Source organism: Stutzerimonas stutzeri RCH2 (assembly GCF_000327065.1).
In the GTDB taxonomy this organism is placed as follows: Bacteria; Pseudomonadota; Gammaproteobacteria; order Pseudomonadales; family Pseudomonadaceae; genus Stutzerimonas; species Stutzerimonas stutzeri_AE.
Genome location: NC_019936.1, coordinates 3,006,729 through 3,030,617, shown reverse-complemented (window position 1 = coordinate 3,030,617; position 23,889 = coordinate 3,006,729). Strand labels below are relative to the sequence as shown.

The window sequence follows — 23,889 nt, the reverse complement described above, 5'->3', positions numbered from 1 at the left end:
CAGCGTGTTTTAGCGCAAGTAGAGTTGTTCATGGAAAAGGTCAGGCAGATCGCCGGGCGGAATGTACCCCGTCACGTGGCGATCATCATGGATGGCAACAACCGCTGGGCGAAGAGGCGTTTGCTGCCTGGCGTGGCCGGACACAAGGCCGGTGTCGACGCGGTTCGCGCGGTTATTGAGGTCTGTGCCGATTCCGGTGTCGAGGTGCTGACGCTGTTCGCGTTTTCCAGTGAGAACTGGCAGCGCCCAGCGGACGAAGTAGGTGCACTGATGGAGCTGTTTCTTTCGGCCCTCAGGCGCGAGGCGCGCAAGCTCGATGAAAACGGTATCCGGCTGCGCATCATCGGCGATCGTGCGCGCTTCCATCCGGAGCTCCAGGCGGCAATGTTGGAGGTCGAGGAGATCACTGCCGGCAACCATCGCTTCGTACTCCAGGTCGCGGCCAACTACGGCGGCCAATGGGACATTCTTCAAGCGGCTCAACACCTGGCTACCGAGGCGCAGGCCGGCCGGTTGAACCCTGCTGAAATAACACCGGCTCTCTTCCAGAGCTATCTGGCGACTGGCGATATGCCGCTACCTGATCTGTGCATTCGAACCGGCGGCGAGCGGCGTATCAGTAATTTCCTGCTTTGGCAGCTTGCCTATGCGGAGTTGTACTTTTCCGACCTCTACTGGCCGGATTTCAAGCATGTCGCGATGCGCAAGGCGCTCGCCGACTTCTCCACTCGCCAGCGCCGTTTTGGCAAGACTGGCGAGCAGGTTGAAAGCGAGGTCAAGGTCGAATGCTGAAACAGCGGATCATCACGGCTGCCATCCTTCTCCCCGTCGCGATCATCGGGTTTTTCTTTCTGCATGGGCTTGCGTTTGCGCTGTTCATTGGCCTGGTCGTCGCGCTAGGTGCCTGGGAGTGGGCGCGGTTAGCCGGTTTCGCCAGCCAGCCGGCTCGCGTGGGGTATGCCGCCTTGGTCGTGGCGCTCCTGGTCGCGCTGTATCAGCTTCCCGGGCTGACGCCGTGGCTGTTGGCGCTGGCGATCTTCTGGTGGCTTGCTGCGACCTATCTGGTGCTGACGTATCCCGAGAGTAGTCGTTTATGGGGTGGTCCTGTTGGCAGCTTGCTGATCGGGCTGGCGATTCTGTTGCCGGCATGGCAAGCCTTGGTTGTGCTCAAGCAGTGGTCGCTCGGCAACTGGTTGATCCTGGCTGTGATGGTGCTGGTTTGGGTTGCCGATATTGGTGCGTATTTTTCTGGCAAGGCATTCGGAAAGCGCAAGCTTGCGCCGCAGGTAAGTCCAGGCAAGAGCTGGGAGGGGCTGGTAGGGGGGCTGCTGACCAGTCTTGTGGTTACGCTTGCTGTTGGGGTCTATCGTGGCTGGGCGCCGCGAGAACTGATTCTGGCTTTGTTAGGTGCTGCAGTGGTGGTCCTGATCTCGGTGATCGGTGACCTTACTGAAAGCATGTTCAAGCGCAGTTCAGGCATCAAGGACAGCAGTCAGCTACTGCCTGGGCATGGTGGTGTCATGGATCGTATAGACAGTCTGACTGCCGCCGTGCCCGTATTCGCGGTGCTGTTGTGGCTTGCCGGCTGGGGCGCGCTGTGACTCGACCTTTGCAGATCACTGTGCTGGGTGCTACCGGATCGATTGGGCTGAGCACGCTGGACGTCATCGCACGTCACCCTGATCGCTATCGCGTTTTCGCGTTGACCGGCTTCAGCCGGCTCGCCGAGCTGCGCTCCCTCTGCATCAAGCATCGACCGGACTACGCAGTTGTAGGCGATGAGGTGCAGGCTGCGACGTTGCAGGAACAGCTGCGTTCCGATGGCGTTCTGACCCGGGTTTTGAGCGGCGAGGGCGGCTTGAGCGAGGTGGCTGCTCATCCAGAAGCAGATGTGGTCATGGCTGCTATCGTCGGCGCCGCCGGGCTCAAGCCGACGCTTGCGGCTGTTCAGGCCGGCAAGCGCGTTCTGCTGGCAAACAAGGAGGCGCTGGTAATGTCCGGCGCGCTGTTCATGCAGGCGCTGCGCGATAGCAAGGCAGTACTGCTGCCGATCGACAGCGAACACAACGCTATCTTTCAATGTCTGCCATCCAACTACGCTCAGGGGCTGGCGGCTGTTGGTGTTCGACGAATATTGCTGACCGCGTCCGGTGGCCCATTTCGTGATGTCGCACCGCAGCTCCTGGCGGACGTGACGCCTGAGCAGGCCTGTGCGCATCCCAACTGGTCGATGGGTCGCAAGATCTCGGTAGACTCGGCAAGCATGATGAACAAGGGGCTTGAGCTGATCGAGGCCTGCTGGTTGTTCGATGCGCGACCGCAACAGGTCGAGGTGGTGATTCATCCGCAAAGCGTCATCCACTCGATGGTGGATTACGTGGACGGTTCGGTCCTCGCGCAGCTTGGCAATCCCGACATGCGCACGCCGATTGCTCACGCATTGGCGTGGCCGGAGCGGATTGATTCCGGCGTATCGGCGCTCGATTTACTGCAGGTCGGTAGGTTGGACTTTCAAACGCCCGACGATCTGCGCTTCCCTTGTTTGCGACTCGCTCGGCAAGCAGCGGAAATTAGCGGCACGGCGCCAGCCATGCTCAATGCCGCGAACGAGGTGGCGGTCGATGCCTTTCTCAATCGACGCATTCGTTTCACCGAGATCGCGAGTATCATCGACGACGTATTGAATCGTGAGGCAGCGGTCCCGACCGCCTGCCTTGAAGATGTATTGGCGGCGGACAGGCAGGCGCGCAAAGGCGCCGAAACCTGGTTGAGCCGCCACGGGCGATAGGGTCTGCCGGCCTCGAGGCTCGCAGCGAAACGTCTACAGACCCAATCCCGGAGGGAAGTATGGGCGCGCTCTATATGATCATTGGCACCCTTGTTGCGCTTGGGGTGCTGGTGACATTCCACGAATTCGGTCATTTCTGGGTCGCACGCCGTTGCGGGGTCAAGGTGCTGCGATTCTCTGTCGGTTTCGGCAGTCCGCTCGTTCGCTGGCATGATCGGCACGGCACCGAGTTCGTCATCGCAGCCATACCGTTGGGTGGCTACGTCAAGATGCTCGACGAGCGGGAAGGTGACGTACCAGCGGCTATGCTCGATAGCGCCTTCAACCGCAAGACTGTACGCCAGCGCTTCGCCATCGTGTCGGCCGGTCCGCTGGCCAACTTTCTTCTCGCTCTGGTGTTCTTCTGGCTCCTGGCAATGCTTGGTAGCGAGCAGGTGCGTCCCGTTGTTGGCGCTGTTGAGCCCGGTAGTCTTGCAGCGCAGGCAGGCTTGGCCGTCGATCAGGAGATCGTTGCGGTCAACGGCAAGCCGGTCAGTGGCTGGGCCGAAGTCAATCTGCAGTTGGTTCGTCGCTTGGGCGAAAGCGGTCGGCTCGATCTGACGGTTCGCGACATGGGTAGCACTGCCGAGCGCCATCTGCAGGTTCCGCTGCAGAACTGGTTGAAAGGAGTTGAAGAACCGGATCCCATCACCTCGCTTGGTATCAGGCCTTGGCGCCCGCAAATCGCGCCGGTTATCGCCCAGTTGGATCCCGAGGGGCCAGCGCAAGCGGCGGGTATCCGTCTCGGTGACCGTTTGCTGAGCCTGAATCAGCGGCCGCTCGACGATTGGCAGCAGGTAATAGATGCGGTCAAGGTATTGCCCGGAGAGCCGGTTTCACTGCAGGTTGAGCGTGACGGTCAGCGCCTGGATGTGCCGCTGACGTTGGCGGCTCGCGGCGAGGGGGAAGCGCGACGCGGTTATCTTGGTGCAGGAGTTGACGGCGGAGAGTGGCCGGCAGAGATGCTGCGCGAAGTCAGGTTTGGCCCTCTCGATGCAGTGGCAGAGGGTGTCAGGCGCACCTGGACCATGAGCCTGCTGACCCTCGATTCGCTGAAGAAAATGCTCTTCGGTGAGCTCTCGGTAAAAAACTTGAGCGGCCCGATAACCATTGCTAAAGTGGCGGGCGCTTCTGCCCAGTCGGGGCTGGGGGATTTCCTCAATTTCCTGGCCTACCTGAGCATAAGCCTGGGGGTTCTCAATCTATTGCCTATCCCGGTGCTCGATGGCGGCCATCTGCTCTTCTATCTCGTCGAGTGGGTCCGCGGACGTCCTCTGTCGGAGCGGGTGCAGGGATGGGGGGTACAGATCGGTATCAGCCTCGTGGTAGGGGTGATGCTGCTAGCACTGGTCAATGATCTTGGCCGTCTGTAACGCCGAATCCGTAGTGTCGCCGTGCCGAATCGCCGGTTCATTTATCAGGTTTGAATAAGAAAGGACTTCATGAAACGTCTGCTGCTACCTGCGGTTATTTCCGCATTGATGATTGCCGAAGTTCACGCTGAGTCCTTCACTATCTCCGATATCCGGGTCAACGGCCTGCAGCGGGTTTCCGCTGGCAGCGTATTCGGCGCATTGCCTTTGAACGTTGGTGAAGCTGCTGACGATACCCGTCTCGTCGATGCAACTCGTGCGCTTTTTCGGACCGGCTTCTTTCAAGATATCCAGCTTGGGCGCGAAGGCGATGTGCTGGTCATCAGCGTAGTCGAGCGGCCGTCGATTTCGGGCATCGAGATCGAAGGTAACAAGGCGATCAAGACCGAGGATCTGCTCTCAGGCCTGCAGCAGTCCGGACTGGCCGAAGGTGAGATTTTTCAGCGTGCCACGCTCGAAGGCGTGCGCAACGAGTTGCAACGCCAGTACGTCGCGCAGGGCCGCTACTCGGCAACCATCGAGACAGAAGTTGTCGCCCAGCCGCGCAATCGTGTTGCGCTGAAGATCAAGATCAACGAAGGCTCGGTTGCGGCCATCAAGCACGTCAACATCGTTGGTAACTCTGTGTTTGCCGACGAAGACCTGGTCGATCTTTTCGAGTTGAAAACGACCAATTGGCTCTCTTTCTTCCGCAACGACGACAAATACGCTCGTGAAAAGCTGTCCGGTGACCTGGAGCGGCTGCGTTCCTACTATCTGGATCGCGGCTACATCAACATGGATATCACCTCGACCCAGGTATCCATCACCCCTGACAAGAAGCATGTCTATGTCACGGTGAATATCGACGAAGGCGAGCGCTATACGGTTCGCGACGTCAAGCTCAGTGGCGATCTCAAGGTGCCGCAGGAAGAGATCGAGGCGCTGCTACTGGCCAAGGAAGGGCAGGTCTTCTCGCGTAAGGTGATGACCACAACTTCCGAATTGATCACCCGGCGGTTGGGTAATGAAGGTTATACCTTCGCCAACGTCAATGGCGTTCCAGAGGCCCACGACGAAGACAATACGGTGTCCATTACCTTTGTCGTCGATCCGGGCAAGCGTGCGTACGTCAACCGCATCAACTTCCGCGGCAATACCAAGACCGAAGACGAAGTGTTGCGTCGCGAGATGCGCCAGATGGAAGGTGGTTGGGCTTCGACCTATCTGATCGACCAATCCAAGACTCGCCTCGAGCGTCTCGGTTTCTTCAAGGAAGTTAACGTTGAGACGCCCCAGGTCCCGGGCACGGATGATCAGATCGACGTTAACTACAGTGTCGAAGAGCAGCCGTCCGGTTCGATCATGGCCAGCATCGGTTTTGCGCAGAATGCCGGTCTGATCCTTGGTGGCTCCATCAGCCAGAACAACTTCCTCGGTACCGGCAATCGCGTGTCGCTAGGTCTGACCCGCAGCGAGTACCAGTCGCGTTACAACTTCGGTTTTGTGGACCCCTACTGGACCGAAGATGGTGTCAGCCTCGGTTATAACGCCTTCTATCGCACCACTGATTACGATGAGCTGGACTATGACGTTTCCAGTTACTCGGTGGACAGTCTGGGTGGTGGCGTCAATATTGGCTATCCGATCAGCGAAACCTCGCGGCTGTCCTTCGGCTTGACCGTACAGCAGGACGATCTGGATACCGGCCGCTACACCGTGGATGAGATCTTCGACTTCATGGAAGAGGAGGGCGACAGCTTCCTCAACTTCAAGGCGTCGGTAGGCTGGTCGGAATCGACGCTTAACCGCGGTGTGCTTGCTACGCGTGGCCACTCTCAGAGCCTGGTTTTCGAAACCACCATTCCGGGTAGTGATCTGTCGTTCTACAAACTTGACTACAACGGCCAGCTGTTCGTGCCGATGAGCAAGGACTACACCCTGCGCATGCATACACGCCTGGGTTACGGCGACGCCTACGGCTCGACTTCAAGTCTGCCGTTCTACGAGCATTACTACGCAGGCGGCTTCAACTCTGTGCGGGGTTTCGAAGACAGCAGTCTTGGGCCGCGTAGCACGCCGAGCGATGGCACGCGTCCGGGAACTATTGCAGATCCGGATCAGGACCCGTTGCCGTTCGGTGGTAACGTGCTGATTCAGGGTGGCCTGGAAGTGCTCTTCCCGATGCCGTTCGTCAAGGATCAGCGCTCTCTGCGAACCTCCGTATTCTGGGACGTCGGTAATGTGTTCAACACCAATTGCCCGTCAGGTGCGGCCAATTGCAGCGATATCGACTTCGGCGACATGGCCAGCTCCGTCGGTGTTGGCCTGACCTGGATCACCGCGATGGGTCCGCTGAGCTTCAGCCTGGCCATGCCGGTGGTTAAGCCCGACGATGCCGATACCCAGGTATTCCAGTTCTCGCTGGGACAAACGTTCTAATATCGCGGCGTTGATGCTGCCGTGTTTTTCTTTCAGGAGTGGTGTTTACCGTGCGTAAGTTGACTCAACTGTTTCTCGTCGTTGCCGCTCTGGTAGCGACCCCCGCGTTTGCTGAAATGAAAATTGCGGTCATGAACTATCAGATGGCGCTGCTCGAGTCCGACGCGGCCAAGCGCTACGCAGTCGATGCCGAGAAGAAGTTCGGTCCCCAGCTGAGCAAGCTCAAGACACTGGAAAGCGATGCCAAGCGCATTCAGGACCGTCTGATGAAGGATGGCGACAAGATGCAGCAGGCTGAGCGTGAGCGTCTGGAGCTCGAGTTCAAGCAAAAGGCCCGCGACTTCCAGTTCCAGTCCAAGGAGCTCAACGAATCCAAGGCTGTGGCTGATCGCGACATGCTCAAGCAGCTGAAGCCGAAGCTGGACCAGGCTGTTGAAGAAGTCATCAAAAAAGGCAATTACGATCTGGTGTTCGAGCGCGGTGCCGTGGTGGATGTCAAACCTCAGTTCGACATCACCCGTCAGGTCATCGAGCGCATGAATCAGCTGCGCTGACATGGCAGGCGCAGTTTTTACGCTCGGTCAGCTGGCCGGGGAGCTGGGTGGCAGCCTGCGTGGTGACGCTGCCCTGATCGTCAGTGGACTCGCGACCTTGCAGGAAGCGGGTCCGTCGCAGTTGAGCTTCCTGGCTAATGCCCAGTACCGCAAGTACTTGGCGGTTACGCAGGCCGCCGCAGTGTTGCTGTCCCCGGCGGATGCCGAGGCTTACGACCGTCCGGCTATCATCGTCAGCGACCCCTATCTCGCCTATGCGCGTGCCTCGCACCTGTTCGAGACCCGCCCGCAGACGGCCAGCGGCATCCATCCCACCGCACTGGTAGCGGCCGACGCGCACGTTCACCCATCGGCCAGTATCGGGCCCTATGTGGTGATCGAGTCAGGTGCCTCCATCGAGGCGGATGTGGTGATTGGTGCGCAATCGTTCATTGGGGCGCGCAGCCGGATCGGCGAAGGCGGGCGACTGGCTCCGCGGGTCACGCTTTATCACGATGTGCTGATAGGCAAGCGCGTGGTGATCCAGTCGGGCGCGGTGATCGGCGGCGAGGGGTTCGGTTTCGCCAAGGAGAAGGGTGCCTGGCAGAAGATTGCACAGATAGGCGGCGTGCGTATCGGCGATGATGTCGAAATCGGCTCCAATACAACCATTGACCGCGGCGCGCTTTCCGACACGCTCATCGGCAACGGCGTGAAGCTGGACAACCAGATCATGATTGCGCACAACGTGCAGGTGGGTGACAACACCGCGATGGCTGGTTGCGCCGGCATATCCGGTAGCACCAAGATCGGGCGCAACTGCATGATCGCTGGTGGGGTCGGCATGGTTGGGCACATCGAGGTCTGCGACAACGTGTTCGTGACGGGGATGACCATGGTCACCCGTTCCATTACCGAGCCTGGCAGCTATTCCTCCGGCACGGCAATGCAGAATGCGGCCGATTGGAGAAAAAGCGCGGCGCGGATCCGTCAGCTGGACGATATGGCCCGCCGGCTGCAACAGTTGGAGAAAAGCCTGGCCGCCGTGACTCAGGCGCAGAATCCGGCTTCTGATGCCTGAGCTTACCGTCTGATCCGACTTTTTCGGGGTTAATGCGCTGTCAGTGCTCGCGCGAGCTTTCAGCGCAGGCTGCCCTATACTTTTTTACAGGCTCTTTCCTGACATGATGGATATCAACGAGATTCGCGAATATTTGCCTCACCGCTACCCGTTCCTGCTGGTGGATCGTGTGACGGAGATGGACCTCGAGGCCAAGCGCGTTCGTGCCTACAAGAACGTCACCATCAATGAGCCGTTCTTCAACGGGCATTTTCCACAGCATCCGATCATGCCGGGAGTGCTGATCATCGAGGCCATGGCGCAGGCTGCCGGCCTGCTCGGCTTCAAGATGATGGGTGTCAAGCCATCCGATGGCACGCTTTACTATTTCGTTGGCTCTGACAAGCTGCGTTTTCGCCAGCCGGTCGTTCCCGGTGATCAGCTGGTCCTGGAGGCTTCTTTCATCAGCGCCAAGCGTGGCATCTGGAAGTTCGATTGCCGCGCCAGCGTCGATGGCAAGCCGGTCTGCTCGGCAGAAATCATCTGCGCGGAACAGAAGATATGAGTTTGATCGACCCTCGCGCCATTATCGACCCTGCGGCCCGGCTGGCGGATGACGTCCAGGTCGGGCCTTGGTCGATCATCGGCGCGGATGTCGAGATTGGCGAAGGTACTGTGGTTGCCTCGCACGTGGTCATAAAAGGACCGACTCGCATCGGGCGCCACAATCGCATTTATCAGTTCTCCTCGGTCGGCGAAGATACGCCGGACCTGAAGTACAAAGGCGAGCCGACACGTCTGGTGATTGGCGATCACAACGTGATTCGCGAGGGTGTGACCATCCACCGCGGCACCGTTCAGGATCGATCGGAAACCACTATCGGTAATCACAACCTGATCATGGCCTATGCACACATTGGCCACGACAGCGTGATCGCCAATCATTGCATTCTGGTCAACAACACCGCGTTGGCCGGTCATGTCCATGTAGGCGACTGGGCCATTCTTTCTGGTTACACCCTGGTGCATCAGTTCTGTCATATCGGCGCCCATAGCTTCTCCGGCATGGGCACTGCGATTGGCAAGGATGTGCCGGCGTTTGTCACCGTTTTTGGCAATCCGGCGGAGGCGCGCAGCATGAACTTCGAGGGCATGCGTCGTCGTGGCTTCAGCGCCGAAGCCGTTCATGCCCTGCGCAACGCTTACAAGATCGTCTACCGCAAGGGATTGACCGTGGAGGCCGCCCTCAGCGAGCTGGCCGAGAGTGCGGCGGCATTCCCCGAGGTCGCGATCTTCCGCGACTCGATTCAGGCTTCGACTCGTGGCATCACCCGCTGAAATGAGCCGGCCGCTCAGGGTTGCCCTAGTAGCCGGGGAATCCTCCGGTGACATCCTTGGTGCGGGCCTGATGCAGGCGCTGAAGGCTCAGCATGCCGATGTCGAATTCATCGGGGTTGGCGGATCGCGCATGCAGGCCGAGGGGTTGCAGTCGTACTTTCCGCTCGAGCGTCTAGCCGTGATGGGGCTGGTCGAAGTGCTTGGCCGATTGCCGGAATTGCTGGCTCGGCGCAAGCGCCTGGTAGACACGCTGATCCAGCAGCGGCCGGATGTATTCATCGGCATCGATGCGCCGGATTTCAATCTCGGGCTTGAGCTCAAGCTGCGCCGTGCCGGAATCAAGACCGTGCACTACGTCAGTCCATCGGTCTGGGCCTGGCGCCAGAAGCGCGTGCTGAAGATACGTGACGCCTGCGATCTGATGCTCACGCTGTTTCCGTTCGAGGCCAAGTTCTACGACGCGCACCAGGTACCTGTCCGCTTCGTCGGTCATCCCCTGGCCGATGCCATTCCACTTTGCGCCGATCGCGCCGCGGCACGGCAAGCACTCGGATTGCCAGTGGATGGCCTGGTCGTCGCGCTGATGCCGGGCAGTAGGGGCGGCGAGGTGGCTCGGCTGGGGGATCTGTTCCTTTCCGCCGCCGAGCGGTTGCGTGCCATGCGCCCGGGGATTCGCTTCGTCATGCCTTGCGCCAGCCCTGAGCGGCGGCTGCAACTGGAGCAGATGTTGGTTACGCGTGATCTACCGCTGACCCTGCTCGATGGTCGGTCTCACGACGCGCTGGCGGCTTGCAACGCGGTACTGATTGCCTCAGGCACGGCAACGCTCGAGGCACTGTTGTTCAAGCGGCCGATGGTTGTGGCCTACAGCGTAGCGCCAATGACTTACCGCATCCTCCGGCGGCTGGTAAAGAGCCCCTATGTCGCGCTTCCCAACCTGCTGGCCCAGCGCCTGCTGGTTCCCGAATTGCTGCAGGACGCCGCGACCCCGGAAGCGCTGGCGCAGTCGCTGTCTCCGCTGCTGGACGATGGTGACGTGCAGACTGAAGGCTTCGACAGTATCCACCGCACCCTGCGCTGCGATGCGTCGAGTCAGGCCGCCGATGCCGTGTTGCGCCTGGTTGGAGTTCGCTGATGCAGTTCGGGCTTGATTTCAATCTGGTCGAAGAGCTGGTCGCCGGTGTCGATGAGGTCGGGCGCGGGCCGCTGTGCGGTCCAGTGGTGACAGCCGCCGTGATTCTCGATCCGGCGCGTCCGATCGAAGGCCTCAACGACTCGAAAAAGCTGAGCGAGGCACGTCGCGAGGCATTGTTCGACGAGATCTGCGAAAAGGCGGTGGCGTGGTGCATTGCCCGTGCCGAGGTTGAAGAGATCGATCAGCTGAACATCCTGCATGCCACGATGCTCGCCATGCAGCGCGCGGTGGAGGGGTTGAGCGTTACGCCGCGGCTGGCGCTGATCGATGGTAATCGCTGCCCGCAGCTCAACGTGCCCAGTGCACCGGTGATCCAGGGTGACGGGCAGGTGCCGGCAATTGCCGCGGCATCCATTCTCGCCAAGGTCAGCCGGGATCGTGAAATGCAGGCGCTCGACCTCTGCTACCCAGGTTACGGGCTGGCCGGGCACAAGGGTTACCCGACTCCCAGTCATCTGGAAGCGCTTCGTCGGCTCGGGCCAACGCCCATCCATCGTCGCTCCTTCGCTCCCGTCCGAGCGATGCTGGAGCAGACAATCGTTGAGGCCGAAGTCCCCGTCAGCGTTCTGCTGGTCTAGCCCGCGGCAAGCGATGATCTGCCGCGCGCAGGTCGCGCTTGTACGCATCCCGCTCTGCCCCGGTATCCCCGTTTTACTGCGTGATGCCGCTCCCCCAATACCCAGCCGATCTGTGCTTTCCGGTACAATCTCGCGCTCGTCGTTTTGCCAGCTCAAGGTCTGTTCATGCCCGTTTCCTTCGTCCACCTACGTCTGCATACCGAGTACTCGCTGGTCGATGGGTTGGTCCGGGTCAAGCCGCTGATCAAGGCGGTCGCGGCGGGTGGAATGCCGGCTGTGGCGGTAACCGACATGAGCAACATGTGCTCGCTGGTGAAGTTCTACAAGACCGCGCAGGGCTCCGGTATCAAGCCGATATGTGGTGCGGACATTTGGATGGCCGGCTGTGATGAGGATGGTCCGCTCAGCCGGTTGACCCTGTTGGCGATGAACCCGAAGGGTTATCGCAATCTCACCGAACTGATTTCTCGCGGCTGGACCGAAGGGCAGCGCAATGACCTGGTGATCATCGAGCGCGACTGGGTCAAGCTGGCCGCCGAAGGCCTGATTGCGCTGTCCGGCGCCAAGGAAGGCGAGGTCGGCCAGGCATTGCTCAATGGTGACGAAGCATTGGCGGAAGCACGTCTCGCCGAATGGCGCGACGTGTTTGCTGATCGCTTCTACCTGGAGATCCAGCGCACCAGTCGGGTCAATGATGAAGAACATCTGCACGCCGCGGCCGCGCTCGCCGACCGTACCGGCACGCCGCTGGTGGCGACCAACGACGTGCGCTTCCTCAAGCAAGAGGATTTCGAGGCGCACGAAACCCGCGTGTGCATCGGCGAAGGCCGCACGCTGGACGATCCGCGGCGGCCGCGTACCTACTCTGATCAGCAGTATCTGAAGACCCCGGCAGAGATGGCCGAGCTGTTCAGCGATCTCCCGGAGGCGCTGGAAAACACCGTCGAGATCGCCAAGCGCTGCAATATCGAAGTGCAGCTGGGCACCTACTTCCTGCCGAACTTCCCCGTGCCCGAGGGCATGACCATCGACGATTACCTGCGCCAGGTGTCGTTCGAGGGGCTGGAAGAACGCCTTGAGGTACTGCTACCCAAGGACACGCCCGACTACGAGGCGAAAAAGCAGGTCTACATCGACCGCCTTGAGTTCGAACTGGGCACCATCATCCAGATGGGTTTCCCCGGTTACTTCCTGATCGTTATGGACTTCATCAAGTGGGCGAAGAACAACGGCGTGCCGGTCGGTCCGGGCCGTGGTTCGGGTGCCGGCTCGCTGGTCGCCTACGTGCTGAAGATCACCGACCTCGATCCGCTGGCCTACGATCTGCTGTTCGAGCGCTTCCTCAACCCCGAACGTGTTTCAATGCCCGACTTCGACGTCGACTTCTGCATGGACGGCCGCGACCGGGTAATTGATTACGTGGCCGAGGCGTACGGGCGCAATGCGGTCAGCCAGATCATCACTTTCGGCACCATGGCGGCCAAGGCAGTGGTGCGCGACGTGGCGCGGGTTCAGGGCAAGTCCTATGGCTTGGCCGACCGTCTGTCGAAGATGATCCCTTTCGAGGTGGGCATGACCCTCGAAAAGGCCTACGAAATGGAAGAGCCGCTGCGCGACTTCCTCGCCGTCGACGAGGACGCCCGCGAGATCTGGGAGATGGCGCTCAAGCTCGAAGGCATCACCCGCGGTACCGGCAAGCACGCCGGCGGTGTGGTGATCGCGCCGACCAAGCTGACCGACTTTGCGCCGATCGCCTGTGACGAGGAGGGCGGCGGCCTGGTGACCCAGTTCGACAAGGATGATGTCGAGTCGGCCGGCCTGGTGAAGTTCGACTTCCTCGGTCTGCGTACACTGACCATCATCAAGTGGGCACTGGAAACCATCAATCGCGAGCAGGCCAAGAAAGGCCTGGAGCCGATCAACATCGACTTCATTCCGCTGGATGACAAGCCGACCTACCAGTTGCTGCAGAAGGCCGAAACCACCGCTGTATTCCAGCTCGAATCACGCGGCATGAAGGAGCTGATCAAGAAGCTCAAGCCCGATTGCCTGGAAGACCTGATCGCACTGGTGGCGCTGTTCCGTCCCGGTCCGCTGCAGTCGGGCATGGTCGACGACTTCATCAACCGCAAGCACGGGCGCGCCGAAGTCTCCTATCCGCATCCGGACTATCAGTACGCGGGGCTCGAGCCTGTGCTCAAGCCCACCTACGGCATCATCCTGTATCAGGAACAGGTGATGCAGATCGCCCAGGTGATGGCCGGCTACACGCTGGGCGGCGCCGACATGCTGCGCCGGGCGATGGGCAAGAAGAAGCCCGAGGAGATGGCCAAGCAGCGCGGTGGCTTCATCGAAGGCTGCTCGAACAACGGCATCGACAAGGAGCTGTCAGGCAACATCTTCGACCTGGTGGAAAAGTTCGCCGGTTACGGCTTCAACAAATCGCACTCGGCAGCCTATGGCCTGGTTTCCTATCAGACCGCCTGGCTCAAGGCGCATTACCCGTCGCCGTTCATGGCTGCCGTGCTTTCGGCGGATATGCATAACACCGACAAGGTGGTGATCCTGATCGAGGAATGCCGCAGCATGAAGCTGCGCATCGATCCGCCGGATGTGAATGTTTCCGAATTCAAGTTCACCGTGAACGATGACGGTCGTATCGTCTACGGCCTTGGTGCGGTCAAGGGCGTCGGTGAGGGGCCCGTAGAGGCCATCGCCGAATGCCGAGCAGAAGGCGGGCCGTTCAAGGATCTGTTCGATTTCTGCGCGCGTATCGACCTCAAGCGCATCAACAAGCGTACCCTCGAGGCGCTGATCCGTTCCGGTGCGCTGGATCGTCTGGGTCCGTATTTCTTCGAGGAGGCGAAGGCCTATCAGGCCAATATCGACCGCAATCGCGCGGTGTTGCTGGCGGCCATGGAAGAAGCCGTGCAGGCTGCCGAGCAGACGGCGCGCAGCGCGGAAAGTGGGCATATGGATCTGTTTGGTGGCCTCTTCGCCGAGCCGGAGGCCGATGTCTATGCCAATCACCGCAACGCGCGCGAGCTGTCGCTCAAAGAACGTCTGAAGGGCGAGAAAGATACCCTGGGGCTCTATCTCACAGGCCATCCGATCGACGAATACGAAGGCGAGGTGCGGCGCTTTGCCCGTCAGCGCATCATCGATCTGCGTCCGGCGAGAGGGGAGCAGACCATCGCCGGCCTGATCGTCAACCTGCGGGTGATGAAGAACAAGAAAGGCGACAAGATGGGCTTCATCACGCTGGATGATCGCTCCGGCCGTATCGAGGCTTCGCTGTTCGCCGAGGCGTTCAACTCCGCGCAGGCCCTGCTGCAGACCGATGCGCTGGTTGTGGTAGAGGGCGAGGTCAGCAATGACGACTTCTCCGGCGGCCTGCGCCTGCGGGCCAAGCGTGTGATGAGTCTGGAAGAGGCGCGTACCGGGCTTGCCGAAAGCCTGCGGGTGAAGGTCGCTGGCGAGGCGCTCAGGGGCGAGCGCATGCGCTGGTTGGCTGAGGTTTGTGGTCGTCATCGCGGCGCCTGCCCGATCACGCTGGAATACACTGGGCGCGATGCGCGCGCCCTGCTGCAGTTCGGTGAAGAGTGGCGGATCGACCCGGCCGACAACTTGATTCAGGCATTGCGTGACCAGTTCGGACGCGACAACGTCTTTCTGCAATACCGATAGAGGGCGGACGCCTGGAAAGTTGCGCAAGCGCGCTTTCCGAGCCAAGGCCCGAACGGCCCGGTGATGACCGGGTCATGGTTCAGAACAATTTTTGTTCGACCTGAATGCGCCTCTCCCGTAAGGTAAGGCGCAAAAAACGGAACAGCCTCCCGGCCGCCTGGCCGTCGACGCATGACGGATGCCTATGAACCCGAATTTCCTGGATTTCGAACAGCCGATCGCCGACCTGCAAGCCAAGATCGAAGAATTGCGCCTGGTTGGTAACGATAACTCGCTGAACATCGGCGATGAGATTGCCCGCCTGCAGGACAAGAGCGAATCGCTCACCGAAAGCATTTTCGGCAATCTGACCAGCTGGCAGATCGCCCGCCTGGCCCGCCACCCGCAGCGCCCCTATACCCTCGATTACATCAATCACCTGTTCACCGAGTTCGAAGAGCTGCACGGTGATCGGCACTTCTCCGATGACGCGGCGATTGTTGGCGGTACTGCACGTCTGGACGGTCAGCCGGTGATGATCATCGGTCATCAGAAGGGTCGTGAGGTGCGCGAGAAGGTACGCCGTAACTTCGGCATGCCGCGCCCCGAGGGTTACCGCAAGGCCTGCCGTCTGATGGAGATGGCCGAGCGCTTCAAGATGCCGATCCTCACCTTTATCGATACACCCGGCGCTTATCCGGGTATCGACGCCGAAGAGCGCAACCAGAGCGAGGCCATTGCCTGGAACCTGCGCGTGATGGCGCGGCTGAAGACTCCGATCATCGCCACCGTGATTGGTGAGGGCGGTTCTGGTGGCGCGCTGGCCATCGGCGTTTGCGACCAGCTGAACATGCTGCAGTATTCCACCTACGCAGTGATTTCACCGGAAGGCTGCGCGTCGATTCTCTGGCGCACAGCCGAGAAGGCACCGGAAGCCGCCGAGGCCATGGGTGTGACGGCTGAGCGCCTGAAGGATCTGGGTATCGTCGACAAGGTGATCCCCGAGCCGCTGGGTGGCGCCCATCGCAACCCGGCCGTTATGGCCGCCGCCATGCGCGAGCAGCTCAACAGTCAGCTGCACATGCTCAAGTCGCTGGATACCGATGCGCTGCTGGCGCGTCGCTATGAGCGCCTGATGAGCTACGGTATCGCCTGATCCATCGCGCCAGCCACGCGTCTCGATCGGTGGCCCGAATCGAGACGCTTGGCTGTATGTTGTAGCTACCGCTTCCCCTCGCTGCTTGCCCCGCTGAGCTTTATGCTTGCTGACAATGTCGGTTCTCGAAGCGCTCGCATGTCCCTCGATTCCATCCTGCTTTCCGCGCTCGCGCCTTGGCGTAGCTCACCGACATGGTGGGTGGCGTTTTCTGGCGGTCTTGATTCGACCGTTCTCCTGCATTTGTTGGCTCGGCTGGCTGATCGACATGAGCTGCCGGTCATCCGTGCAATCCATGTGCACCACGGCCTGCAGGTCATTGCGGACGATTGGCCGGCGCACTGCCAACGCATCTGCGACGAGCTTGGTGTCGCGCTAAGCGTCATCCAGGTGCAAGTCGGATCTGGTGCCAGTGTCGAGCAGGCTGCCCGCAATGCCCGTTACCAGGCGTTTAGCCAGTGTCTGAGCGAAGACGAGCTGTTGCTGACCGGCCAACACCGTGACGATCAGGCCGAAACGGTGCTGTTCCGTCTCTTGCGCGGAGCGGGCGTGCGCGGCTTGGCCGCTATGCCTGGCGAGCGCCCGCTTGGGCATGGCAGGCTGGTTCGTCCGCTGCTCGGTGTGCTGCGGGACGAGCTGGAGGCTTATGCGGAGCGCAACGCCTTGACTTGGGTGGAGGACCCCAGCAACCAGCAGTACGCCCACACGCGCAATTATCTGCGTTGGGAAATACTCCCACTGCTACGGCAGCGCTGGCCGGGGGCTATATCGGCTCTGGCAAGAACCGCTACGCATATGGCAGAAGCGCAGCAGCTGCTGGATGAACTGGCGCAGCAGGATCTCGCTGCCGCGAAGGCGGCGGACAGCCTCGGTTGGCTAACCCTGCCCAGTCTCGCGTTGCCCGCGTTGCGTGCTGTGACGCCAGTGCGGCAGCGCAATGCGTTGCGCTATTGGTTGGCCGGGCTGACCTTGGCACCGGATGAAGCCCACTGGGTTGGATGGATATCCGTGCGCGACGCCAAGCCGGATGCCACGCCTTGTTGGCGCTTGGTTGGCGGCGAGCTGCAGCGTTGCGGAGATCGGATCTGGTGGGTGCCGGAGGCCTGGCTAGAACCGCCTGTCGCACCGGTTGATTGGCCTGATTCGACTGCTCGTCTGGCGCTCCCCGGTAATGGCACGCTGCGAATGGAAGGCCTAGCGCCCCCGGGCAAGCTGCAGGTTCGCTATCGCCAGGGCGGTGAAGCAATGCTGGTGGCTGGGCGCGGTCGGCGCGACCTCAAGCGTCTGTTGAACGAAGCCGGAGTGCCAGTCTTTGTGCGCGCGCGGTTGCCATTGCTGTATTGCGATGAAGAACTGGTCGCGGTGGCCAACCTGCCGCAGCTGAGCAAAGGCGGCGTTGCACTTGATTGGTGCGTCCCAGAGTTCTAAGTGGTTTGAGCTGATAAGGCCTTTCCGGTAGACTACGCTCCCGTCTCAATACAGCTTCTGCGGTTTCTTCGAATCCGTGGCAGTTGCGCTATTGCCGCACGCGAGCAATGGCACCTTCGCTTTCCCCCGGCGGCGCCAGCCGCTTAACGCAGACTTCTAGGGTTTTTCATGACGCGCTACATCTTCGTCACGGGTGGTGTTGTTTCTTCATTGGGGAAAGGCATCGCCTCGGCTTCATTGGCGGCCATCCTGGAGGCGCGGGGCCTGAAGGTCACGATGCTCAAGCTTGACCCTTACATCAACGTCGATCCGGGCACCATGAGCCCGTTCCAGCACGGTGAGGTGTTCGTCACTCATGACGGCGCCGAGACCGATCTCGATCTGGGGCACTACGAGCGGTTCATCCGCACCCGCATGACCCAGAACAATAACTTCACCACCGGTCGCGTCTACGAAGACGTGCTGCGCCGCGAGCGCCGGGGTGATTACCTGGGGGCGACCATCCAGGTCATTCCGCACATCACCGACGAGATCAAGCGTCGCATCATCAAGGGCGCCGGCGATGCCGACGTGGCCCTGGTGGAAGTTGGCGGCACCGTTGGCGACATCGAATCGCAGCCATTCCTCGAGGCGATTCGCCAGCTGCGCGTGGAAGTGGGCGCCAAGCGCGCCATGCTGATGCATCTGACGCTGGTGCCGTATATCGCCACCGCCGGTGAGACCAAGACCAAGCCGACCCAGCATTCGGTGAAGGAGCTGCGCTCCATCGGCCTTCAGCCTGACGTACTGGTCTGCCGCTCCGATCGTGCCATTGATGTTTCTTCGCGCCGCAAGATCGCGCTGTTCACCAACGTCGAAGAGCGCGCAGTGATCAGCCTGCCGGACGCCGATACCATCTACAAGATTCCGGGCATCCTGCATGCTCAGGGCCTGGATGACTACGTGGTAGAACGCTTCGGCCTGGAGTGCCGCGGTGCCGATCTTTCCGAGTGGGACCGGGTGGTGGACGCCAAGCTGCACCCGGAGAAGGAAGTCACCATCGCCATGGTCGGCAAGTACATGGAACTTCTGGACGCCTACAAATCTCTGATCGAGGCGATGAGCCACGCTGGCATCCAGAGCCGTACCAAAGTGAACCTGCGCTATATCGACTCCGAAGACATCGAGAATCAGGGCACTGGTCTGCTGAAAGATGTCGACGCCATTCTCGTGCCCGGCGGCTTCGGTCTTCGCGGTGTCGAGGGCAAGATTGCAACGGTGCGTTATGCGCGGGAGAACAAGATTCCGTATCTGGGTATCTGCCTGGGTATGCAGGTCGCAGTCATCGAGTTCGCTCGTGACGTGCTGGGCTGGTCAGACGCGAACTCCACCGAGTTCGACAAGGACAGTGCGCACCCGGTAGTCGGTCTGATCACCGAATGGGAAGACGCCAGCGGCGCCGTGGAAACCCGCAGCGATAATTCCGATCTGGGTGGCACCATGCGCCTCGGTGCCCAGGAGTGCGGTCTCGAAGCCGGCTCCAAGGTGTTCGAGTGCTACGGCCAGGAGCGCATCGTCGAGCGCCATCGTCATCGTTACGAAGTGAACAACAACCTGCTGCCGCAACTGCAGGCAGCAGGGCTGAAGATTACCGGGCGCTCCGGTGACGGCGCGCTGGTGGAAGTGGTCGAGGCACCGGATCATCCCTGGTTCGTCGCCTGTCAGTTCCACCCTGAATTCACCTCCACGCCACGTGACGGTCATCCGCTGTTCAGCGGTTTCGTCAAAGCGGCGCTGGAACACAAGGCGAAGAAGGCATGAGCCAGAAGACCATCCGCGTAGGCAGCATCGAGATCGCTAACGACAAGCCGTTCGTGCTGTTCGGTGGCATCAATGTCCTCGAGTCGCGTGACCTCGCGATGCAGGCCTGTGAAGAGTACGTGCGGGTGACCGAGAAACTCGGCATTCCCTACGTGTTCAAGGCCAGCTTCGACAAGGCCAATCGCTCCTCGATTACCTCTTTCCGTGGCCCGGGTCTGGAAGAGGGGATGAAGATCTTCGAGGAAGTGAAGAAGACCTTTGGCGTGCCGGTCATCACCGATGTGCACGAGCCCTGGCAGGCGCAGCCGGTTGCCGAAGTTTGCGACATCATCCAGCTGCCGGCCTTCCTCTCCCGGCAAACCGATCTGGTGGTGGCGATGGCCAAGACCGGCGCGGTGATCAACATCAAGAAGGCCCAGTTCCTGGCGCCGCAGGAGATGAAGCACATCCTGCGCAAGTGCGAAGAAGCCGGTAACGACCAGCTGATCCTCTGCGAGCGCGGTTCGTCCTTCGGCTACAACAATCTGGTCGTCGACATGCTCGGCTTCGGCGTCATGAAGCAGTTCGAATACCCGGTGTTCTTCGATGTCACCCACGCGTTGCAGATGCCGGGCGGGCGTTCGGATTCCGCCGGTGGTCGTCGCGCCCAGGTCACCGATCTGGCCAAGGCCGGCTTGTCCCAGGGGCTGGCCGGGCTGTTCCTCGAAGCGCATCCCGATCCGGACAATGCCAAGTGCGACGGCCCGTGCGCGCTGCGCCTGAACAAGCTCGAGCCTTTCCTCACCCAGCTCAAGCAGCTGGATGATCTCGTCAAGAATTTCCCGCCAATCGAAACTGCTTGAAGCCTTGCAGCTATCTACGGAGTGTTAACAACAATGGCAAAGATCGTCGACATCAAAGGGCGTGAAGTTCTCGATTCCCGTGGCAACCCCACCGTGGAAGCCGACGTGATCCTGGACAATGGCATCATCGGCAGCGCCTGCGCTCCGTCCGGTGCCTCCACCGGTTCCCGTGAGGCTCTGGAACTGCGTGATGGCGACAAGAGCCGTTACCTGGGCAAAGGCGTACTGATTGCCGTTGCCAATGTAAACGGCCCGATCCGTGAGCTGCTTCTGGGCAAGGATCCGCTCGATCAGAAAGCGCTGGACCAGGCGATGATCGAACTCGACGGGACCGAGAACAAGGGCAAGCTGGGTGCCAACGCTATCCTTGCCGTGTCGCTGGCTGCTGCGAAGGCCGCTGCCCAAGCCAAGGGCGTACCGCTGTACGCCCACATTGCTGATCTGAACGGCACTCCGGGCGTCTACTCCATGCCGGTACCGATGATGAACATCATCAACGGTGGCGAACACGCCGATAACAACGTCGACATCCAGGAATTCATGGTTCAGCCGGTCGGCGCCAAGACCTTTGCCGATGCGCTGCGCATGGGTGCGGAGATCTTCCACCACCTGAAGGCTGTGCTGAAGGCTCGTGGTCTGAGCACCTCCGTGGGTGACGAGGGTGGTTTCGCACCGAACCTGGCTTCCAACGAGGACGCCCTGGCGGCGATCGCCGAGGCCGTGGCCAACGCCGGCTACAAGCTGGGCGACGACGTCACGCTGGCTCTGGACTGCGCGTCCTCCGAGTTCTTCAAGGACGGCAAGTACGACCTGGCCGGCGAAGGCAAGGTGTTCGACGCCGCTGGATTCGCCGACTACCTGGCCGGTCTGAGCCAGCGCTATCCAATCATCTCCATTGAAGATGGCATGGACGAGTCCGACTGGGCCGGTTGGAAGGTGCTGACCGACAAGATCGGCGACAAGGTCCAGCTGGTCGGTGATGACCTGTTCGTTACCAACACCAAGATTCTCAAGCGCGGCATCGACGAGAAGATCGGCAACTCGATCCTGATCAAGTTCAACCAGATCGGCTCGCTGACCGAAACCCTGGAAGCCATCCAGATGGCCAAGGCCGCCGGTTACACCGCGGTGATTTCGCACCGTTCCGGTGAAACCGAAGACAGCACCATTGCCGACCTAGCTGTGGGTACTGCTGCTGGTCAGATCAAGACCGGTTCGCTGTGCCGCTCGGATCGCGTTTCCAAGTACAACCAGCTGCTGCGTATCGAGGAGCAGCTGGCCGGCAAGGCGCCCTACAAAGGCCGTGCCGAATTCCGCGGCTGATCAGCGGCAATTAAAAAAGGGCGGCGCGAGTCGCCCTTTTTTGTTTCAATCGGCGGCGTGTCGGCGCAATCGTTATTGCACCGCGCAAGCCACTCGCATCCCGATACCCGAATCACAGCCGAAGTCGTTTCATGCCTTCTATGCGTCGCCCCTACTGGTTGTTCGTCGTGCTGCTCCTGCTTCTTGGCGGGCTGCAGTACCGTCTCTGGGTGGGCGAGGGCAGCCTGGCGCAGGTCAACAGTCTGAACAAGCAGATTGCCGAGCAACAGGGTGAGAACGAACGGCTGCTGGAGCGCAATCGGATTCTCGAGGCGGAAGTTCGGGAGCTCAAGCAGGGCATGGAGACCGTCGAGGAGCGTGCCCGTCAGGAGCTCGGCATGGTCAAAGAGGGCGAGACCCTCTTTCAGCTGATCGAATGACCCAGCGCAAGTTGCCCGCGTTCTGGGTGGTCATTCCTGCTGCTGGCGTTGGCAGCCGCATGCGCGCCGACCGTCCGAAGCAGTACCTGCAGCTGGGTGGCCGGAGCATTATCGAGCACACCCTCGATTGTTTTCTCGATCACCCGACGCTTGCCGGCGTGACGGTCTGTATCGCGCCGAACGACCCCTATTGGCCGAACCTGCCCTGTGCCAGCGATCCGCGTATCCAGCGCGCACCAGGTGGCCGCGAGCGCTGTGATTCCGTGCTCAACGGCCTCCGGCGTCTCGGTGAGCTGGGCGCGAATGAGCAGGACTGGGTGCTGGTGCATGACGCGGCACGCCCCAATCTTGCACGTGAGGATCTGGACAGGCTTCTGCTCGAGCTGGCAGACGATTCGGTTGGCGGTCTGCTGGCAGTGCCCGCACGGGATACGCTTAAGCGGGTAGGGCTGGACGGCCGGGTAGTGGAAACAGTTGATCGCAGCGTCATCTGGCAGGCTTTTACACCGCAGATGTTTCGTTTGGGAATGTTGCGCGACGCGCTCGAAGGAGCGCTTGAAGCAGCTGCGCTGGTGACCGATGAAGCGTCGGCGCTGGAATGGGCCGGTCACGCACCGAAGGTCGTTGAAGGTCGCGCGGATAACCTGAAGGTGACGCGCCCCGAGGATCTCGACTGGCTGGAACAGCGCTGGAGCGGCGGCCGCGTCGAGTGAAAGCGGGCAGGGTTGCCTGCCCGCCATCCGTCCATCAGAACCGATAGATCGCTGCTGCCCCCGTGCCGGTCGGCATGCGTTCGGTTGGCACCACGACCACGTCACCGCCTTGTTCCAGCGTCCAGATCGTCAGTTCGTCGAGCAAGTCCGGAGTATTGACGTCACCCTCGGGTGCCGGCGTTGCCGTCCCGTCATTCTTGTCGACGTGTCCCGGAATCTGTCGCTCGGCCTCCACCAGCAGGGTGGCGACCCGGCCCTGGCGAGTGGCCTGGCCGATGTCCTCCAGATGGTCGGACGCCAGCCCTTGACCGTGGGAGGCGCCGAACTGGTCGAGCAGGCCTGCGAGACGCTTGAGGTAGCGCGGTTGCATGACCATCCAGCTTTTGCTGCGCAGTTCTTCGATGCTCAGTGCGTGCAGGCCCATTTCGATGCCTTCCGGCAGTAGGTTCGGGTTGTGACTGAGACGGCGGAAGTGCGGCTGCTGCTCGGGTAGGGCAGCGAGGATCAGCGGTAGACCTGAAGGTTTGGAGTGATGCTCCAGGATGGTCCGGTCGACCTCGCGGAAGTAGCGATCACGGTCGCGGTCGATTTCGGCCTGTTTACCGCTGCCACCGGCCTCTACCTGCATCGGATCGCCACGTTCGCTGGCGCGACTGTAGCCCTGTGGGAAGCCGCTCTGACCCTTGTCGGTAAGGTCGCTACCAAGAGCATCGGCGAGCGTCTTCGGTACCGCTTCATGCAGCTTTACTTCATCCAGCGCATCACGGTTACCCTCGAACAGGCGAACCGAGTCCCGCGACAGGCAAAGAATCTGGTAACGATCAGCCGATTGAGCGATGCGCACCAACGGCTTGAGGTGCATGCGCGAGTTAGCAGCCGCCATCTCGGGCACGCTGCGTTGCAGTCGATAGACCTGGAAATAATCTTTCGCGCCAAAGGCTGCAAGCCCATCGAGGTTGTGATTCCAGAAGTCATTGTTGTCGATCAGCGCGTAGAACGGTTCGAGCAGCGCTGGTGCCTGTTCGGCGTGCCCTTGTTGCTTGAGTGTGTCTTCCAGTTGTCGGACCAGGTGCTTGAAGCGGATCGGGTCCTGCTGGCGTTCCGGAAAGCTGCGATGAGTGGGCTGATAGACGGACAGGCAGGGCCCATCACGTTGTGCCAGCAGGTTGGTCAGGGTTTCGCGATCGAGCAGTCGGTTCATGCGTGGCCTCCAGTAG

20 protein-coding genes are annotated in these 23,889 nt (G+C 60.8%); 19 read left to right on the top strand and 1 reads right to left on the bottom strand.

The window, feature by feature from the left end; genetic code table 11:
- Positions 1-30 precede the first annotated feature (30 nt).
- From uppS to ispD, 19 genes are all read left to right on the top strand, one after another.
- Positions 31-792 carry a polyprenyl diphosphate synthase gene (gene uppS, locus PSEST_RS13810; protein ID WP_015277595.1) on the top strand — a complete coding sequence of 254 codons (762 nt, stop codon included), beginning with the start codon at positions 31-33 and terminating at the stop codon, positions 790-792.
- A complete protein-coding gene (locus PSEST_RS13805) occupies positions 786-1,601 on the top strand; it encodes a phosphatidate cytidylyltransferase (protein ID WP_015277594.1) in 816 nt (271 codons plus the stop codon). The genes uppS and PSEST_RS13805 overlap by 7 nt, the downstream gene beginning before the upstream one ends.
- Complete coding sequence (ispC, locus tag PSEST_RS13800; RefSeq protein WP_015277593.1) at positions 1,598-2,788, top strand: 1-deoxy-D-xylulose-5-phosphate reductoisomerase; 1,191 nt, start codon at positions 1,598-1,600, stop codon at positions 2,786-2,788. Before PSEST_RS13805 ends, ispC begins: the two co-directional genes overlap by 4 nt.
- Before the next feature lie 59 nt (positions 2,789-2,847).
- Positions 2,848-4,200: an RIP metalloprotease RseP gene (gene rseP / locus PSEST_RS13795; protein ID WP_015277592.1), complete on the top strand. Its 1,353-nt coding sequence runs from the start codon at positions 2,848-2,850 to the stop codon at positions 4,198-4,200.
- Between the two features lie 69 nt (positions 4,201-4,269).
- Positions 4,270-6,621 (top strand): outer membrane protein assembly factor BamA, encoded by a 2,352-nt coding sequence (gene bamA / locus PSEST_RS13790; protein ID WP_015277591.1) that lies wholly within the window; start codon positions 4,270-4,272, stop codon positions 6,619-6,621.
- 50 nt (positions 6,622-6,671) lie between these two features.
- A complete protein-coding gene (locus tag PSEST_RS13785) occupies positions 6,672-7,175 on the top strand; it encodes an OmpH family outer membrane protein (RefSeq protein WP_015277590.1) in 504 nt (167 codons plus the stop codon).
- 1 nt (position 7,176) lies between these two features.
- Entirely contained in the window at positions 7,177-8,235 is a 1,059-nt protein-coding gene (gene lpxD / locus PSEST_RS13780) for a UDP-3-O-(3-hydroxymyristoyl)glucosamine N-acyltransferase (protein WP_015277589.1), read from the top strand.
- A gap of 103 nt (positions 8,236-8,338) precedes the next feature.
- Positions 8,339-8,779, top strand: coding sequence for a 3-hydroxyacyl-ACP dehydratase FabZ (gene fabZ, locus PSEST_RS13775; protein ID WP_015277588.1), 441 nt, complete (start codon positions 8,339-8,341; stop codon positions 8,777-8,779).
- On the top strand, positions 8,776-9,552 hold the full coding sequence (lpxA, locus tag PSEST_RS13770; RefSeq protein ID WP_015277587.1) for an acyl-ACP--UDP-N-acetylglucosamine O-acyltransferase: 777 nt from the start codon (positions 8,776-8,778) through the stop codon (positions 9,550-9,552). The genes fabZ and lpxA overlap by 4 nt, the downstream gene beginning before the upstream one ends.
- 1 nt (position 9,553) lies before the next feature.
- On the top strand, positions 9,554-10,687 hold the full coding sequence (gene lpxB, locus PSEST_RS13765) for a lipid-A-disaccharide synthase (protein WP_015277586.1): 1,134 nt from the start codon (positions 9,554-9,556) through the stop codon (positions 10,685-10,687).
- Positions 10,687-11,325, top strand: coding sequence for a ribonuclease HII (rnhB, locus tag PSEST_RS13760; protein WP_015277585.1), 639 nt, complete (start codon positions 10,687-10,689; stop codon positions 11,323-11,325). The genes lpxB and rnhB overlap by 1 nt, the downstream gene beginning before the upstream one ends.
- A 165-nt stretch (positions 11,326-11,490) precedes the next feature.
- Positions 11,491-15,012, top strand: coding sequence for a DNA polymerase III subunit alpha (gene dnaE, locus PSEST_RS13755; protein WP_015277584.1), 3,522 nt, complete (start codon positions 11,491-11,493; stop codon positions 15,010-15,012).
- Between the two features lie 184 nt (positions 15,013-15,196).
- The gene (locus tag PSEST_RS13750; protein ID WP_014819915.1) at positions 15,197-16,147 is read left to right on the top strand and encodes an acetyl-CoA carboxylase carboxyltransferase subunit alpha; all 951 of its coding nucleotides are present in this window, start codon (positions 15,197-15,199) and stop codon (positions 16,145-16,147) included.
- 138 nt (positions 16,148-16,285) lie between these two features.
- Entirely contained in the window at positions 16,286-17,575 is a 1,290-nt protein-coding gene (gene tilS / locus PSEST_RS13745; protein ID WP_015277583.1) for a tRNA lysidine(34) synthetase TilS, read from the top strand.
- A 168-nt stretch (positions 17,576-17,743) separates the two neighbouring features.
- Positions 17,744-19,375 (top strand): CTP synthase, encoded by a 1,632-nt coding sequence (locus PSEST_RS13740; RefSeq protein WP_015277582.1) that lies wholly within the window; start codon positions 17,744-17,746, stop codon positions 19,373-19,375.
- Positions 19,372-20,217: a 3-deoxy-8-phosphooctulonate synthase gene (gene kdsA / locus PSEST_RS13735; protein WP_015277581.1), complete on the top strand. Its 846-nt coding sequence runs from the start codon at positions 19,372-19,374 to the stop codon at positions 20,215-20,217. The genes PSEST_RS13740 and kdsA overlap by 4 nt, the downstream gene beginning before the upstream one ends.
- Before the next feature lie 33 nt (positions 20,218-20,250).
- A complete protein-coding gene (eno, locus tag PSEST_RS13730; RefSeq protein ID WP_015277580.1) occupies positions 20,251-21,540 on the top strand; it encodes a phosphopyruvate hydratase in 1,290 nt (429 codons plus the stop codon).
- A 140-nt stretch (positions 21,541-21,680) separates the two neighbouring features.
- Positions 21,681-21,959, top strand: a complete 279-nt coding sequence (gene ftsB, locus PSEST_RS13725; protein ID WP_041756694.1) for a cell division protein FtsB — start codon at positions 21,681-21,683, stop codon at positions 21,957-21,959.
- Positions 21,956-22,672, top strand: a complete 717-nt coding sequence (ispD, locus tag PSEST_RS13720) for a 2-C-methyl-D-erythritol 4-phosphate cytidylyltransferase (RefSeq protein WP_015277578.1) — start codon at positions 21,956-21,958, stop codon at positions 22,670-22,672. The genes ftsB and ispD overlap by 4 nt, the downstream gene beginning before the upstream one ends.
- Positions 22,673-22,706: 34 nt before the next feature.
- Here the strand turns inward: ispD and PSEST_RS13715 are convergent, their stop codons facing one another.
- Entirely contained in the window at positions 22,707-23,873 is a 1,167-nt protein-coding gene (locus tag PSEST_RS13715; protein WP_015277577.1) for a hypothetical protein, read from the bottom strand.
- Between the last annotated feature and the right edge of the window lie 16 nt (positions 23,874-23,889).